This window comes from Methanolobus sp. ZRKC3 (assembly GCF_045291275.1).
In the GTDB taxonomy this organism is placed as follows: Archaea; Halobacteriota; Methanosarcinia; order Methanosarcinales; family Methanosarcinaceae; genus Methanolobus.
Genome location: NZ_CP146982.1, coordinates 2,238,167 through 2,253,429, shown reverse-complemented (window position 1 = coordinate 2,253,429; position 15,263 = coordinate 2,238,167). Strand labels below are relative to the sequence as shown.

18 protein-coding genes are annotated in these 15,263 nt (G+C 43.7%); 8 read left to right on the top strand and 10 right to left on the bottom strand.

Translation table 11 applies throughout. The annotated features are described in order from the left end of the window. Positions 1–37 precede the first annotated feature (37 nt). On the top strand, positions 38–283 hold the full coding sequence (locus V7O66_RS11420; protein ID WP_406660439.1) for a pro-sigmaK processing inhibitor BofA family protein: 246 nt from the start codon (positions 38–40) through the stop codon (positions 281–283). Here V7O66_RS11420 and V7O66_RS11415 read toward each other — a convergent pair. Together V7O66_RS11415 and lysS are read right to left on the bottom strand one after the other, a co-directional pair. Next, the gene (locus tag V7O66_RS11415) at positions 280–966 is read right to left on the bottom strand and encodes a class I SAM-dependent methyltransferase (protein ID WP_406660438.1); all 687 of its coding nucleotides are present in this window, start codon (positions 964–966) and stop codon (positions 280–282) included. The two genes, V7O66_RS11420 and V7O66_RS11415, sit on opposite strands and share 4 nt — an antisense overlap. Continuing rightward, on the bottom strand, positions 926–2,518 hold the full coding sequence (gene lysS, locus V7O66_RS11410) for a lysine--tRNA ligase (protein ID WP_406660437.1): 1,593 nt from the start codon (positions 2,516–2,518) through the stop codon (positions 926–928). Before lysS ends, V7O66_RS11415 begins: the two co-directional genes overlap by 41 nt. Before the next feature lie 216 nt (positions 2,519–2,734). Here lysS and V7O66_RS11405 point away from each other — a divergent pair, with 216 nt between their 5' ends. Further along, positions 2,735–3,154 (top strand): metal-dependent transcriptional regulator, encoded by a 420-nt coding sequence (locus tag V7O66_RS11405; RefSeq protein ID WP_406660436.1) that lies wholly within the window; start codon positions 2,735–2,737, stop codon positions 3,152–3,154. 75 nt (positions 3,155–3,229) lie between these two features. After that, positions 3,230–3,490, top strand: a complete 261-nt coding sequence (locus V7O66_RS11400; protein WP_406660435.1) for a hypothetical protein — start codon at positions 3,230–3,232, stop codon at positions 3,488–3,490. Here V7O66_RS11400 and V7O66_RS11395 read toward each other — a convergent pair. The 7 genes from V7O66_RS11395 to V7O66_RS11365 are packed head-to-tail and all read right to left on the bottom strand — an operon-like array spanning position 3,472 to position 8,477. Next, positions 3,472–4,251 carry a C15orf41 family protein gene (locus tag V7O66_RS11395; protein ID WP_406660434.1) on the bottom strand — a complete coding sequence of 260 codons (780 nt, stop codon included), beginning with the start codon at positions 4,249–4,251 and terminating at the stop codon, positions 3,472–3,474. The genes V7O66_RS11400 and V7O66_RS11395 overlap by 19 nt on opposite strands. Then, complete coding sequence (locus V7O66_RS11390) at positions 4,248–4,868, bottom strand: endonuclease III domain-containing protein (RefSeq protein WP_406660433.1); 621 nt, start codon at positions 4,866–4,868, stop codon at positions 4,248–4,250. Before V7O66_RS11390 ends, V7O66_RS11395 begins: the two co-directional genes overlap by 4 nt. Before the next feature lie 41 nt (positions 4,869–4,909). After that, entirely contained in the window at positions 4,910–5,371 is a 462-nt protein-coding gene (locus V7O66_RS11385) for a hypothetical protein (protein WP_406660432.1), read from the bottom strand. A 26-nt stretch (positions 5,372–5,397) separates the two neighbouring features. Further along, the gene (locus tag V7O66_RS11380) at positions 5,398–6,249 is read right to left on the bottom strand and encodes a ribose-phosphate diphosphokinase (protein ID WP_406660431.1); all 852 of its coding nucleotides are present in this window, start codon (positions 6,247–6,249) and stop codon (positions 5,398–5,400) included. 57 nt (positions 6,250–6,306) lie between these two features. Then, positions 6,307–6,789 carry a cyclic pyranopterin monophosphate synthase MoaC gene (moaC, locus tag V7O66_RS11375; RefSeq protein WP_406660430.1) on the bottom strand — a complete coding sequence of 161 codons (483 nt, stop codon included), beginning with the start codon at positions 6,787–6,789 and terminating at the stop codon, positions 6,307–6,309. Positions 6,790–6,813: 24 nt separating this feature from the next. After that, entirely contained in the window at positions 6,814–7,002 is a 189-nt protein-coding gene (locus V7O66_RS11370) for a hypothetical protein (RefSeq protein WP_406660429.1), read from the bottom strand. Next, positions 6,999–8,477 carry an NAD(P)H-hydrate dehydratase gene (locus tag V7O66_RS11365; RefSeq protein ID WP_406660428.1) on the bottom strand — a complete coding sequence of 493 codons (1,479 nt, stop codon included), beginning with the start codon at positions 8,475–8,477 and terminating at the stop codon, positions 6,999–7,001. Before V7O66_RS11365 ends, V7O66_RS11370 begins: the two co-directional genes overlap by 4 nt. Positions 8,478–9,058: 581 nt before the next feature. Here V7O66_RS11365 and V7O66_RS11360 point away from each other — a divergent pair. The 4 genes from V7O66_RS11360 (at position 9,059) to hisE (ending at position 13,205) form a co-directional block, all read left to right on the top strand. Continuing rightward, on the top strand, positions 9,059–10,528 hold the full coding sequence (locus tag V7O66_RS11360) for a DHH family phosphoesterase (RefSeq protein ID WP_406662643.1): 1,470 nt from the start codon (positions 9,059–9,061) through the stop codon (positions 10,526–10,528). 95 nt (positions 10,529–10,623) lie between these two features. Beyond that, positions 10,624–11,346: a YkgJ family cysteine cluster protein gene (locus V7O66_RS11355; protein ID WP_406660427.1), complete on the top strand. Its 723-nt coding sequence runs from the start codon at positions 10,624–10,626 to the stop codon at positions 11,344–11,346. 72 nt (positions 11,347–11,418) lie between these two features. Next, entirely contained in the window at positions 11,419–12,681 is a 1,263-nt protein-coding gene (locus V7O66_RS11350) for a 3-isopropylmalate dehydratase large subunit (protein ID WP_406660426.1), read from the top strand. Positions 12,682–12,905: 224 nt separating this feature from the next. Further along, positions 12,906–13,205: a phosphoribosyl-ATP diphosphatase gene (hisE, locus tag V7O66_RS11345; protein WP_406660425.1), complete on the top strand. Its 300-nt coding sequence runs from the start codon at positions 12,906–12,908 to the stop codon at positions 13,203–13,205. A gap of 15 nt (positions 13,206–13,220) precedes the next feature. On the opposite strand, the gene V7O66_RS11340 is transcribed toward hisE, so the two are convergent. Next, on the bottom strand, positions 13,221–14,096 hold the full coding sequence (locus V7O66_RS11340; protein ID WP_406660424.1) for a CBS domain-containing protein: 876 nt from the start codon (positions 14,094–14,096) through the stop codon (positions 13,221–13,223). A gap of 170 nt (positions 14,097–14,266) precedes the next feature. On the opposite strand from V7O66_RS11340, the gene V7O66_RS11335 reads away from it, so the two are divergent. After that, complete coding sequence (locus V7O66_RS11335) at positions 14,267–15,250, top strand: NOG1 family protein (protein ID WP_406660423.1); 984 nt, start codon at positions 14,267–14,269, stop codon at positions 15,248–15,250. Positions 15,251–15,263 lie beyond the last annotated feature (13 nt).

The following is a 15,263-nucleotide window of genomic DNA, read 5'->3' as shown; positions in this document are numbered from 1 at the left end:
TTTTAAATACTTATTAAATCAATATAAAGCGGTGACCATGGTAACTGAAATAATAATGCTTGTTGTAGCTATCATCGCTGCATATCTTCTGTACAAGGTACTGAAAACCGTAAAGAACATGGTGATCAACACCATAATGGGCATGATAGTGCTCGTAATTGGAAATGTGGTTCTTGACCTGAACATCGCCTACGATTGGATAGTTATCCTCATATGTGCAATAGCAGGAGTTGTCGGTGCCATCATGATAATACTGTTGAGCTATCTTGGAATCGCTTTCTAAGAGCGAAGAACAGCCCTTATGTGATGTCGGGTGTATAATTCACCCTTAAACCTTTTTTCTACCCTGATATTTTCAAGCTTGACAGTTTCAAATTCACTGAACAGCGACCTTAGCTCCTTTTCACTGAAATAATGGTAGATGATACCGCCTTTTCTGACAAAGGTATCTTTTTCAAGCTCTTCTCCACCATACCTCATATCCTCAACACCAAACGCCTCAAAGAATAGCAAAGCTCCGGGTTTGAGAACCCTTCTAAACTCATCAACTGTCTGCTTTCGTTCGTGCTCCAGAAGATGTTGCAATACACCATAGCAGATCACAGCGTCAAAGGAATTCTCAGAAAAAGGAAGATCGGTTATCGTTGATACCAGAAGCAGGGCATCATGACCACTTTTTTTGATGTAAGTCTGTGCCTTTGAGATGGCATTTGCCGAGACATCAATACCCACAACATCATACTTTCTGGAAAGGGGTAGCGAATATCTTCCGTTCCCGCAGCCTGCATCCAGTAATCGAGAAGAAGAGGAGGAGGACATGAATTCCTCCACCATTGAGATCGACCTGGGTCCACCCCAGGTCACATGCCTGTATTCTTCATCCCAGGCAAGAAAATGAGATTTGTTCTTTTCCGAATGCTCCATATCATGGCCTGTATTTTGAAGCTTCCATGAAGCGCTGGGCAAGGAAATCCTTCTCCAGTGATGAAAGGAACCAGCCTGCCTTTGGTCCTGATTGCTGTCCAAGGACTGATGTGTAGATAGCCTTGAAAAGTTCCTTGGGATTGACCTCCATCTCTGCAGGGTCAAGTTCCATGGCAGTTACGATGGCAGAGTTCAACTCGCTTCCGGCTTCCTTTGCAGAATATACGAGATTGTGATAATCTTCTCCGCTGATCTCATCCATCTGGGAGATAATGTCTGAAAATGCTGCAAGGAAGATCTTTTGCATATCTGAAAGACTTGCTGTCTGTACAGGGAGTTCCTCCATGACACTGAACTTTACAAATGGAGGAGCGTACATCTCAAGCCAGTTGCCAACATTGTCTGCAAGTTCACGGATGCACTTTTCCTTCTGTGCATCATAACCAGCCCTCTCCACGATCTTCATGATCTTATCGAAATCCCCGCCTGCAACCTGGTAAATGGTTGTCATGTGCTTGAAAGGAATGTCAGTGTGACAGAGACCGGCTGCATGTGAAAGTTCAATGACCCTCTTATCATAGGAATTTGCATCCTCATTTGCCTGGAGACGTTCGAACTCGTCCACAAGTGTGAGCAAGGGCTGTGCAGGATCGAATCTGATGTGCTTTTCAGGTTTTGTACGGATGATAAGATACCTCAATACCTCAGGAGGAACAACCTTGAGCATATCCGAGATGGAGACTACAACACCGGTTGAGGAGGACATTGCACCTTTCTTACCAAGCATGATCCACTCATAGACTATTGGATGTGGTGCCTCATAGTCGAAAATATCTCTTGCTATTGCAACACCGGTATCATAGGAACCGCCCCTTGAAGCGTGGTCCTTACCATAGGGCTCCACTGTGACACCCAGAGCCTTCCATCTTGCAGGCCAGTCAACACGCCATGTGAGCTTTCCGCCCCCTACCATGGATACTGTTCCGGAACTACCGCAGGAACAGGAATAATCCACGGTTTCAGCGTCCATGTCAAAACCCGTGACTGTTGTGGTGTTTATCTTGCCACATTCATTGCATATGGGATTGAAGGGATTCCATCCATCCACGGGAGTCTTTCCTGAGATATTCTGGAGAATCTCTGCGATCTGATCCTTTTTAACAAGAGCCTGCTTAATGGCTTCTTTATACAATCCTTCCTTGTAGAGCTCGTCTGCCCTGTATACCTTCGGGTGAATACCAAGATGGTCCAGCGCTTCGAGGAAAGGCTCAAGGAAGTGCTCGGAATAGTTCTTGTGCTCACCACATGGGCATGGGATCTCAGAAAGAGGTTTTCCAACATGTTCTGCGTAACTTTCATCGAGGAAAGGATAGACCTTCCTCAGTGGATCGTATGTGTCTGCAATATAGATGAACTCTGCTTCCGTACCCTTATCAACAAGGGATCTGTATGCTGCATCTGCTGTTACGACTTCGCGCATATTGCCTATATGAATGTGACCTGAAGGGGTGATCCCAGTTGCAACAAGGTGTTTCTTGTCTTTTGTTAACACCTCATCTGCTACTACATCTGCCCAATGTGTGATTTCTGCCATTGTTTTCACCAGTGTAAAAATGGATAGATTAATTCTGTAATATTATCAATTTAAGATTGTAATCTTAAATCATTACTACCATTATAACCTTTTCTTAAAATGAAAAATGAGTTTGAGAATTAGCAATAATACTTAATTATAAAACTGCATATTTACTTTATAAGAGACACATATAATAATTACCTAGAGTTATTTGAGAGATGTCGGAGATGAAAAATGTATCCTGAACGTACTGATGAATATTTAGAAACTATTTTTCTTATTGTAAGAAGGAATGAAGCGCCTGCCAGAACAAGCCAGATAGCCGCCGAATTGAACGTTTCAGCCCCAAGCGTAACTGAAATGATCCAGAAACTATCAGATGCCGGACTCGTGGAATACACCCCATACTATGGAGTGGAGCTAACAGATGCAGGCACTACACAGGCAATGAAATTGAGACATAACCACAGGGTCATCAGGCGTTTTCTCTCCGAGGTGCTTGGTATTGATCAGGAAGTTGCCAGAAAGGAAGCATCCATACTTGAACACGCAACATCTGAAATTGTACTGGACCATATTTGTCAGTTCATGCAGCATGTAGACATTTGCCCGGAATGCGAACCGCCTGAAAGATGTTGCAAATTATCCCAATGAACAAAATATGATCACAACAATGTTCGCATGGATACGAACCGAAAGGTATTAATAATTCGGTCGTATTTTATTATTATGACTCGTATTGCAGGTAATGGAGATAAAATATCCATATGCACCATGATGGATATATTCAAGATGAAAGTACAGAGAGACCCAGTGGTACACGAAGTGGGACCATTTATCGAATTTTATGGCAACCATGCGATATCCAACGAAGATCCCGTGATCTATGAAGATGATATGGTATTCCAGGTATACACAAAAAAAGTGTCCAATGATATTGAAAAAGCTATTATTCAGGCAGAAGATGAGACCTACCAGCAAACAACATAATTCAGTAGCTCATCCACCATATCCCAATCTTTCCCAAAAAAATTATAGTCTTTTATCAGGTGCCCGTTCAGGCTGATACTGTCAATGAATCCATACCAGTACACAACCATGCCGGTACCGTAGTTTTCTTCGTAATCATTGAACTGTTTTTTCACATAGTACTGGTGTTCTTTAGTATCCCCGAAAAGCGCCTTGCTCTCTATCCAGGAAACCTTTGTTCCATCGATATCCAGAGGTTCAACCAGCAGGAAATCAGGCGTTTTAGTCTCGCCTGCCCCCCTGAGATCATCTTCTGTCATAAATGAGACATCCTTATCCAAAAGCCATGTTTCCAATATCTTTTCACCCATTTTCCCCTTGGTGAAATGAAGATCATGTGCCCTTGGAGAAAAGAAATAATCTGAATCCATGGCTGCATTTACCTCGGTTCTCAGCCTTCTGTCAGGGTATTCATCTATGTTCTTCAGGAAGGATTTTTTAGGGATCTCCATTTCCTTGAGAAGAATAGTGACCATAAGGGTTGCAGGAATGTTGTTCTTCCGTGCGATATCTGAAATTGTCATACCCTTTTTCCACATTTTCAGGAGGGATCTGCCCATGTTTTTTACACGAGGGAAGCTCCGCTTGACATTTTCTACGACCTTCTGATTAAGAATGGAATCAATTACCCCTACGGGTTCTAAAAAATGCTCAGATAACACCGGAACGTCATCTACCCCATCCAGTGCAGCATATATCTGTTCATATACATCAATATTCATTTTTTATTTACCTTTGATTCTCCAAGACAAAGTAAAATAGAACATTCTTCACACCTTTTCCTGCCACAAAAAGCTTTCGAATATTCGACTATAAGGGCATGGTACTCTTTGTACAGGTCAACATCACGTGGTAAACTGCTTTCAAAGAGTCGCTGCAGTTCCATATAATCACCTTCCACACCCAGACACTTCATTATGCGTGTGGTGTATGCATCTATTACGAACTTCGGTTTTCCGGCAGCATAGAGTATGATACTATCGGCAGTTTCAGCCCCCACCCCTTTTATGGACAGCATCCAGGGCCGGAGATCATCAAGGGGCATCGAGAATATTTTTTCCATACCTTGCTCATGGAAAATAGAAGCTATGTTCTTTAACCTGAAAGCCTTCTGCCGATAAAAACCACAACACCTTACCAGCTCCTCGAGCAGGACCACATCACTTTGGGAGAGGGATGATGGTTCAAGCAAACCGTGTTCTTTCAGCTTGCTTATGGCATTCTCAACATTTGTCCATTTTGTCTGCTGGGTAAGCATTGCGCCCACCACAACTTCAAAAACTGTTTCTGCAGGCCACCAGTACTGTGGACCCAATTCCTTCAGAAGTATGTGATACACCTTGAGAAGTATGTCCTCCCCGGAATCATTTTGAAATGAGGTTATTTCCAGAATTCCTCCTCATAACCATCAGGAAGATCAAGGTCCATCACTTCATCAATGGACTTCCTCTTTTTCTGCTCCCGGGGCACATCCTCTGTGACCAGCGTGGATTCGAAAACCATTGTATCCTTGTTATTGACAACTACCTTTTCGCGTAATACTTCAAGCTTCCTGGTCTGCAAGGATTCAGCAGCTTCTGAATTTGCCGGTTCTGCTTTAAATTGCTCTACGCTTGAAGGATGGTCAGCTATCACATGGCCGGTATTTCGCCCTGCTCTGCGGCGCGTTGTTTCTGCATACGTGTCTTCAGCAGGAGGGATTACAGAAATACTCTTCCGGGTGAACCTGTAGCCTATGATACACTGTTCGTCGCCTGAACGCCAGTCAACAACGTAGAGATGGCATTCAGAGCCTTTGCATTGGGCTGCTTCATCCTTGGGACAAACATCAGGTAGCGTCATGTCAAATGCCTCTTTTTATGATAATTTCACTGTAATCCTTTGATAGTACTGGCGATCAGGGGCGCAACAGTGATACAACTCTGGGATTTCTCAATAGTATCTGTTGCAATAATGTCCTTAACACCTGCATTAAAGAGCCTCATCACAGCATTCCTTGCCAGTACAGGATGTACACATGCAAGATACACATCTTTTGCACCCTGGCTTTTGAGGAGCTTTATCGATTCTGCCATTGTTCCGCCTGTGGCTATCATGTCATCAAGGATCACAATATCCCTGTCCTTGACATCAACATTCTTTGTCTTTATAGTCACACTGTCACCGGAATGGCGAACCTTCTCAAGATAATCGTAATCGACACCAATTTCCCTTGCGGTCCTTTCAGCAAGGTCGATGGCACCTTTGTCAGGAGAAACTATCAACGGGTTACTGAGACCCAGGGACCTTATGTAATAGGCGATCTGCTGTGAAGCATTAAGGTCGAATGCATCTGCATTAAAGTAATCCAGCACACTGGCCTCATGTATATTTACAGTAAATACCCTGTCAGCATTGATAGTCCTTGCAACAGCTCTTGCGCTAATAGGTTCGCCGTGCTTGAATTTTTTATCCTGTCTGGCGTATCCCATGTAGGGAATTACAACGTTGATCACAGGCGAATCCTCACATGCATCAATTAGCTGGAGCAATGCCATAAGATCGGTATCTGTTGTCGTACTCTGGATAATAGTAACTTCATCCACATCCTCATCAAGGATACGTGTGTAAAGTTCACCGTCAGGGAATTTTGTGAAATCGCACACTGTGGGAGTTAGGTTCAATTCTCTGGCAACGCGCGATGCGAGTGCCTGAGACGCTGGTCCTCCTATGATTTTCAAGCGATGTACCTCTTTAGATTTTCATTTTTCATAATTAATGCGTTCCTAATGTTATTATCATACATTAGTTTTGGTTCCCTTTACTTTTTCAAGAACCCTTATATCACGTATACCGGTAGAGGGATAGTTTCCAGTATCATCCTTTTCAGCTGACTTGACCATGTCCCACACGGTTAAAAGTGCAACGGACACTCCAGTCAAAGCCTCCATTTCCACACCAGTCCTTCCTAAAGAACTCACTTTAACACTGGCACGAATGTAGTCTTCGAGTATGGAAAAGTCCACGTCTACACTCGTGATAGGTATCTGGTGGCACATGGGTATCAATTCAGGGGTCTTCTTCACAGCAAGTATAGCTGCTACTCTGGCAGTTGAGAGGACATTGCCCTTCTCAACCGTTCCGGACCTTATCCTTTCAATGGTCTCCCTGCTAAGGACGATCTCTCCGGAGGCAACTGCCCTTCGGGTAACGATGTCTTTCTGGCTGATATCAACCATGACTGCCCTGTCATCTTCAATGTGTGTGAATTCCTTTGTCAATAGATCACCAGTAATAAATCTTCGTCAGTCTATTCGAAGATTCTTTCTTTGCAGGTAATCCTCAATAGTGCTATTTAGTTTTTCTTCCAGCACCCTGGCCTCATCAAGACTCAGTTTAAGGATTTCCTCATCCTCACCATGGCTTACCACTACACGAACACGATTGCGTTCTAGATCCACACTTATATTCCTGTTTCCCCGCTCCATATTCATAACTCCTGTTTCATTACAGTACTTATCATTTCAATAATATCAGTTGCAAGCAGCCCATATCCTTTTTCCTTGAAGGCAAGGTCACCTGCTGCCCCGTTTATAAAACTTGCACAAGATGCAGCATCCATTGCGTTATTTGCCGCAAGGAGAGCTCCGGCAATACCGGCGAGTACATCACCAGTCCCACCAACAGTCATGCCTGCATTTCCTGTACAGTTGATTTTTACCCCATCACCATCGGAAATTATATCCGTATTTCCCTTTAACAGAGTAACGACCTGCATCCCCTTTGAGAACTCGAGTACTAATGCCTTTTTCCCCTCGACATCCTCAGGAACATTTTCATAGGTCAGGCGAGAGAGTTCTGCAGAATGAGGGGTAAGTATTATTTCAGCGTCCTGCTTTCCCGAGATGATGCTGTCATGAAGTGCATCTGCATCTATTACCGCTTTTTTGCACATGGGCACTATGCGTTTCAGAGCCTGTCTGGTAGCCCCCTCCTTCCCCAGCCCCGGGCCCATTATAATGACATCATGGGATTTTATGAGTTCTGAGACCACAGACACATTACCCGGATGAAGTCTTTTCCCGGAAAGTGCATGGACTATGAGATCAGGAGAAAAGGAAGCCACCGTGGCTGCGATACCCTCCGGCACTGCCAGTGTCACTATATCAGCACCTGCCCTCAATGCTGCAAGTCCTGCAAGTGCAGGAGCACCATAATATGCACCACCACCCACGACCAGCACCCTTCCGGAATTTCCTTTGTGAGCCATATAGCTTCGTTTTTTGAGATTATTAAGGTCACCTGGGCCTACAAGATCTTCCGCGTCCCTGCAGACACCTATGCCAATCACCTTTAATTCACCTATAAAAGAGGAAGCATTCGGCAAAAGAAGACCTTTCTTGGGCCTGTGAAAAGTCAGTGTCACACTGGCCTTTACAGAGACCTCACCTTCGCCTGTATCCACGTCAAGACCTGAAGGGACATCAATTGATATGACAAACGAGCCGGAATCATTTATGTGGCCTATGGCAGCGGACTCCAGCGTTCTCGGAGAACCCTTCACGCCTGAGCCAAGTATCCCGTCAACAATGATGTCTGTTTCTTTCCATTCCGATAGTTTGTCCAGTTCTAAGGAGTCGGTGATCTCCATGACCTCTGTGATACCGCTGTGTTTGAGCAGCCGGAAGTTGCTAATTGCTTCACTTGTGCGTATTTGAGAAGAGCGGCCAAGCAGCACTACCTTTACCTCACACCCATCGCACAGAGCAAGATGCCGGGCAGCCACAAAGGCATCACCCCCGTTGTTGCCCCTACCTGCAATGAAAAGAACTTTCCCGGTATCCAGGCGGGAATGAACTTCCCGTGCAATACCTGCACCTGCATTTTCCATCAATTGAAGTGGATCCATACCCAGGTATTCACAATTCGAATCGATGGCTTTCATCCTGGAAGATGTGATAGCATCCATGGTTACTTATTCCCATTTTTGGATTAAATGATTCAATAAATAGTACTAATAAATAATATCGAAGTAAAGCCACATAAACTTTGGCAATATGGGATTGGGAAAATGAAAATGAGATTTCCAATCGGAACTTAGACTTAGTGACTATCTGAGGATCTACTACGCCCACTTACATTTGAAAAGATGAAATTACCCTCACTTTTTTTATTAAACTGTACATACAATATATATTTATATAACATTTCATATCAGTAGCAGCATGCAACTTGATCAACCAAAAAACATCGACACAATCAAGTTTGTGTTCTTCTCAATTGCATACAGCAGTATGCTTGTATCCATCGGTTTACTTTACTGGTATTTAAACTACTGAATATACGCTTTTACCACTTCAACTTTCCTTTTTAAAAACTTGAGTAAAATCGATTGATGAAGGACTATTACGCCAGGAAAAAGTGAACATTGTCTACTGGTTATCTATTTATTACTTGGTTTTCATTTATATTTACTAATTGATACATTGATACTATTCCTAAACAAAAAATTATTTTAACATATTTACAATCATACACGGAGGTTATCTTATCAGCATAGTTGCAAAGGACATTACTGCAACAGATAAAGCTAAAATCAAACCTACCTACCTCATTATTGGAAGCGGGAGTTTTGGTTTTGCTTTAGCTAAGGAGCTCAGAGAGCTTGGCAAGGACCTTATCATTGTAGATAAGGACAAGGAAAAGGTTGAAACACTTCGCGAAGAGGCCTATGAGGCCATTGTCGGAGATGCAAGCGATCCGAATCTCCTTGACAATATGAATACCAAGAACCTTGCAGGCATACTTATACTCAGTTCTGATGTCGAAGCCAACAAGGCTGCCCTGGCAAACATCAGGACAAATGTGTCAAAGGATGTTTACTGTGTTGCAAGATCCCCTGATGCAATAAACATGCAGGAGATGGAAGCCATGGGTGCAGACCTTGTTGTCATGCCCCCTAAAATGGTTTCAAAATCCCTTTCAAGATCCCTGGAAAGAGCAGAGGCACTCCACAGAGGTAACAAGCTTTCACAGTGGTTTGAGAGTATCAAAAATAAGAAACTGGCAATTGTCACCCATAACAACCCGGACCCTGACGCAATAGCATCCGCCCTTGCACTACAATATATTGCGGAGTCCTTTGACGTAGAGTCGGACATAGTATACCATGGTGAAATTGGGCATCAGGAAAACAAGGCTTTTGTAAACCTGCTTGGAATCGACCTCTACAGGATGGGAGACATAGATATAAGATCCTATGACAAGATCGCCATGGTGGACTGCTCTGTGCCTGGTGCGAACAATTCACTGCCGCATGATATACCAATAGGGGTTATAATTGATCACCACCCCATAGGAGATTCGGAAATTGACGCTGAATTCATTGACATACGCCCCAATGTGGGAGCTTCTGCGACGATCCTTACCAAATACCTGCAGGAATTGAACATCGACATCGACAGCAATCTTGCAACAGCTCTCCTGTATGGGATAAGGACCGACACCCTTGATTTCAAGAGAAATACAGATTCAGCAGACCTTTCGGCTGCATCTTATCTGTACCCACTCTCAGATCATGATGTACTGGAGCAGCTGGAAAGACCTTCCATGTCCATCGAAACCCTCGATGTACTTGGTGAAGCCATCAACAACAGACAGGTGATCGGTAGTTATCTGCTTTCCAATGTAGGAAGCATCCGAGACAGAGACACACTCCCGCAGGCTGCAGACTACCTCCTGAACCTCGAGGGAATATCCACTTCCATAGTCTTCGGAGTTACCGAGGAGCAGATCTTCATATCAGGCAGAAGTAATGATATCCGTGTGAATCTCGGAGATGTCATGAAACGCGCCTTTGGAGAGGACGCTGGAGGAGGACATGCAACCGCAGCAGCAGCGCAGATAAGCCTTGGCGTATTCAGTGCTGCAAAAGACAGACAGACCCTTTTAAGACTTGTGAACGAAGCAGTTGTCAAACGATTCCTTAGCGCTGTTGGTGTGGAAGAGGCCGTAGAATAACCTCTTCACCTTTTGCTTTTTTCTTATATCTGCATACCTGCAGATGCCCGAAAATAAACCCTTTTATATTACACAGGCCTATCGACACAGGAACTATGAGTGAAACATACAAAGCTGCCCTTATTAGGAACCTGCAAATGGAGCTCGATGCAGCTAAGAAGATAGACGTAAAGGAAATTGCAGCTGCCATCAGGGATTACGGATTCACATGCCTTATCTGCGGCAGGTGCTGTAGAAGAGAATATGGAGATAATACTGTAATAGTCAGTCCTGAAGAGATAGAGAAGATACAGCACAGCACAAGCCTTGATCGGGATCACATTGCTGTACCTTTGATCGAAGAGAGAGAGGATGGGAAATTTGACGAAGCGTACCTGAAGGACATATCAGATAGTATAGACAGTAAAGGCAGCGTCCATACATTCGGATGGAAATTGTGTCAGAAGGATAGCGGCGACTGTAGCTTCATCCAGAAGAGAGGCGAAGGGAACCGTTGCACCATATACAGTAGCCGCCCTATGTTATGCAGCACATATCCATTCTATATGGAAGACATGGAAATGAAAGCATCCCACTGCGAGGGACTGGGAAGGGAGATTTCCCATGAACAAAGCAGGGAACTTGCAGAAAACGTATTGATAAGATATCTTGCAGAAATAGAAGATACCATCAGACTCTATGAAAAATACGATGAGTTTGAGAGAAGTAATGATGCCCTGGATAAAGCCCTGGCGAATCTGGGCAATGGGTACATTAATTATGTGCTACATGATAGCACAGGAAAGCATAATATCAAACAAAAAGTAAAAGATATTTAAATCATCGATTGCTTTATAAGCCATTAACATTTTAAAACACTGATTACCATGCCCACTAATACTGACCAACCAATGACAATCTCTGAAAAGATTTTTTCAAAGGCTGCCGGAAAGACGGTTAAAGCCGGAGAATTCGTACTGGCAAACATTGACAAGGCAATGACCCATGACATCACAGGACCTCTTGCAGTAGAAGGTTTCTATGAGATCATGAAAGACAAGGAAGAGAAAAAGGTCTGGGACCCCAGCAAGATAGTCATCGTTTTTGATCATCAGGTTCCTGCAGACTCACTCAATGCTGCAAAGAACCACACCATGCTCAGGAAATTCGCAAAAGAGCAGAACATACTCAACTATGACGTCTATGAAGGGGTTTGCCACCAGGTAATGCCAGAAAAGGGACATGTGAAGCCAGGTGACCTCGTTGTAGGTTCTGATTCACACACATGCGCATATGGATCCCTAGGAGCATTCTCAACCGGTGTCGGCTCAACCGATATGGCTGCTGTATTCGCATCCGGCAAGCTCTGGTTCAAGGTTCCTGAGACGATCAGGTTCGAAGTCAATGGGAAACTTCCAAAGAATGTCTATTCAAAAGATCTGATCCTCCACCTGATAGGAGATGTCGGCGCAGAAGGTGCAAGATACAAGGCTGCTGAATATGCAGGTTCAACTGTAGCAGATATGCCAATATCCGAGCGTATGACCGTTTCCAACATGGCAATAGAAATGGGTGGAAAGGCAGGCATCATCGAAGCTGACAAAGTAACAGAGGAATACCTGAAAGAGCGTATCCCAGATTACGAATTTGACCCATACTGGAAATCCGACGAAGGCGCAGTCTACTCCGACTTCAGAGAGTACGATGTAAGCGATCTCGCGCCACAGGTAGCCTGTCCACACAACGTAGACAACGTCAAACCTGTCACAGAGGTAGAAGGTACAAAGCTAGACCAGATCTTTGTGGGATCATGTACCAACGGAAGATTCGAGGATATCGAAGTTGTTGCAAAGATGATGGGCGATGAACCTGTTGCAAAAGACGTAAGGCTGCTTATCATACCTGCATCAAGAACAGAGTATATGAAGGTACTCAGGGCAGGATACATCGAGCAGTTCATGGAAGCCGGAGCCATTGTTGAAGCGCCATGTTGTGGCCCATGTATGGGCGGATCATTTGGTCTTCTAGGAGATGGCGAGATAGGACTTGCAACATCCAACCGTAACTTCAAGGGAAGAGAAGGAAGTCCGGAATCCTTTGTGTACCTGAGCTCACCTGCAACCGCAGCAGCATCAGCACTCACAGGAGAGATCACAGACCCAAGAAAGATCTGAGGATCTTTCTTTTACTTTTTATCACCCAAAGACCAAAACAGATATATCATAAAATCTATATGGTAGATTCAGACGTTGGAAAACCAACACTAGCCCGTCATATTGCGCGTGGATTACACCAACGTCACTACATACTATTTTTGAAAGTCCTTTGCTTTTAGCCTAAGCTGGGCAACTTACCACAAGAGTAAATAGAATAAGACTGTATTTGCACTTGATCAAACATGTCAGATGCAGACCTTTCCATTCTAAACGAGATCTACGAGGTCATACTGGACCGCAAGAATAACCCCACTGAGGAATCCTATGTCAGTTCCCTGCTCAACCACAGAAAAGGTATCGACAAGATACTGGAAAAGGTTGGCGAGGAATCCATAGAAACGATACTTGCAGTGAAGGGTGAAAAGAAAGAAGAAATAATCTATGAAGCATCAGACCTGCTTTTCCACATGATGGTAATGTTTGTTTCAGCAGGAGTCTCCCTGGAGGAAATCTCCGAAGAGCTGAAAAAGCGCAGGAAATGAAAACTTCACTTTTTTTTAGTAAACTGTTAATTCCCTGAAGATATCCTTCTTTGAAAGGATACCACTTGGTTTTCCGTCAAAGGCAACCAGTAGAAATCCGATGTTGTGCTTGTCAAAGATCTTCACTGCATCATAAAGAGACGTTTCCGAATCCACGGTGATCAGTTCTTTTGTCATGATGTCCTTGACCTTTGCAGTCATTTTACCACTTGCAACCGCATCCCCGATATCAGTAAAGGTTACGATGCCTATAATATCGTCATTGTCCTTCACCGGCGCTCCGTGAATACTGTGATCCACGAGTAAGCGTGCAGTTTCCTGTATACTTGCATTGGCATTTATAGAAATGAGATCCATACGAGCATAATTCCTTACCGGTTTTTTAGGAAGGGATATCATCTCGTTTATCGAGAAAACAAGAGTATTCTTACTATCATCACGGCCAACGATCTCACCGCGAATAACGAGCTTGTTCACAGGTGTCGGGCCCATCTGGACCTTGTCACCCTGTTCAAAACCCTTGATATTCCCCAGCACTTTGATCATACCCTGGCAGAGATCCGGATGACGGACAGTAGTAAAACTTACCTCTGCTGCTGTTGCACCCTCCATCAATTCATCATTGCGATAAATTGGGACCACTGCCTCGTGTTCCATTGAAGTGATACTAAGTGCCTCATATGCACCACCAGTAGCCTTGTAACCACCCTTTGGACCGGGAACTCCCTCCACAAGGCCAAGAACTTTCAGAGATTGCATCTGATTTCGCACAGTACCGGGATTACGATTGATAAGTTCAGCAATCTCCTCACCTTTTACAGCACGGGATTTTTCTCTCTGAAGGTTTATTAACGCTATAAGAATATCTTTTTGGATGGGAGTCAGTTCCATAAAATCACCATTAAATGGATGAAAATCTAGTTATAGATACTCAATAGTGATATAAATATGTGAGTATTTCAAGTAAAAGATATTAATAAATAATGCAAATAAAGCTAATATTACCCAAGGAATAACAATTTATACTTTCAGACGGTTGAGCCTACACAGGTAAAAAGACTATGATATTTGAGAAGATTAATACCGTTCCTACATCAGACGAACTGTTGGACAAAGCATTTAGAAGAGCTAGCCGCGCAATGGCAGGAAAAACAGTCACCAGTAGAGAGACTGCACGTCAAGGACATGAATCAATGATTCTGACCTCCGGCAACATCCTTTCGGATAATCTTGCAAACATAGTCAGACGTTTTCCTAATTTTGATGACCTCCACCCATTCTACTACGACCTTGCAAACGTGATAGTAGGAGTAGACAACATCAAAAAATCCCTTGGAACTATAGATTGGGCAAGTTCCAAGATACACGATATGGCAAGGGAACATGTGGGAATGATAAGAAGAACACGTGAACCTGTAGTTATAAGAAAACAATTCTTTGGGCGCATGGCCTCGATCATGGGTTCCATAAACAAAGACCTTGTTTTCCTAAACGATGCCCGTAACAAGCTAAGGGAGCTCCCCTCAGTACATGATGAGCCAACCATCGTAGTGGCTGGATACCCAAATATAGGCAAATCCAGTTTTGTTTCAATGGCAACCGGTGCAACACCAGAGATCGCATCATATCCCTTCACAACAAAGGGCGTATCCATAGGTCATTTCATGATAGGTCCGGACAGGTATCAGGTAATAGATACACCAGGACTTCTCGACAGGCCGATGTCAGAGAGAAATGATATAGAGCTCCAGGCGATCAGTGCATTGACGAATCTCGATGCAGTTGTTCTTTTCATCATAGATGCTTCAGAGACATGTGGCTATGAGATAGAAGACCAGAAGAACATGCTTGCAGATGTAAAAGAGGGATTTGAACTACCTATACTCGTAGTTGCCAACAAATCTGACCTCCCTCAGTTCAGGGAACTTGATTTTGTTGACATGAAGATGTCCACAGCTACCGGAGAAGGCCTTAAGGAAGTTGTAGATACATTAGTAGATATGATAGAAAAAAGTAAGTCAGAGAAAATTTCGGACGAAATTTAATACTCTGAATCTG

Bases quoted from the DNA above. Each gene is read 5' to 3' on its own strand.
- V7O66_RS11420 (WP_406660439.1), top strand. From the start codon at position 38: ATGGTAACTGAAATAATAATGCTTGTTGTAGCTATCATCGCTGCATAT.
- lysS (WP_406660437.1), bottom strand. From the start codon at position 2,518: ATGGCAGAAATCACACATTGGGCAGATGTAGTAGCAGATGAGGTGTTA.
- V7O66_RS11405 (WP_406660436.1), top strand. From the start codon at position 2,735: ATGTATCCTGAACGTACTGATGAATATTTAGAAACTATTTTTCTTATT.
- V7O66_RS11400 (WP_406660435.1), top strand. From the start codon at position 3,230: ATGACTCGTATTGCAGGTAATGGAGATAAAATATCCATATGCACCATG.
- V7O66_RS11395 (WP_406660434.1), bottom strand. From the start codon at position 4,251: ATGAATATTGATGTATATGAACAGATATATGCTGCACTGGATGGGGTA.
- V7O66_RS11385 (WP_406660432.1), bottom strand. From the start codon at position 5,371: ATGACGCTACCTGATGTTTGTCCCAAGGATGAAGCAGCCCAATGCAAA.
- V7O66_RS11370 (WP_406660429.1), bottom strand. From the start codon at position 7,002: ATGAATATGGAGCGGGGAAACAGGAATATAAGTGTGGATCTAGAACGC.
- V7O66_RS11365 (WP_406660428.1), bottom strand. From the start codon at position 8,477: ATGGATGCTATCACATCTTCCAGGATGAAAGCCATCGATTCGAATTGT.
- V7O66_RS11355 (WP_406660427.1), top strand. From the start codon at position 10,624: ATGAGTGAAACATACAAAGCTGCCCTTATTAGGAACCTGCAAATGGAG.
- V7O66_RS11350 (WP_406660426.1), top strand. From the start codon at position 11,419: ATGACAATCTCTGAAAAGATTTTTTCAAAGGCTGCCGGAAAGACGGTT.
- hisE (WP_406660425.1), top strand. From the start codon at position 12,906: ATGTCAGATGCAGACCTTTCCATTCTAAACGAGATCTACGAGGTCATA.
- V7O66_RS11340 (WP_406660424.1), bottom strand. From the start codon at position 14,096: ATGGAACTGACTCCCATCCAAAAAGATATTCTTATAGCGTTAATAAAC.
- V7O66_RS11335 (WP_406660423.1), top strand. From the start codon at position 14,267: ATGATATTTGAGAAGATTAATACCGTTCCTACATCAGACGAACTGTTG.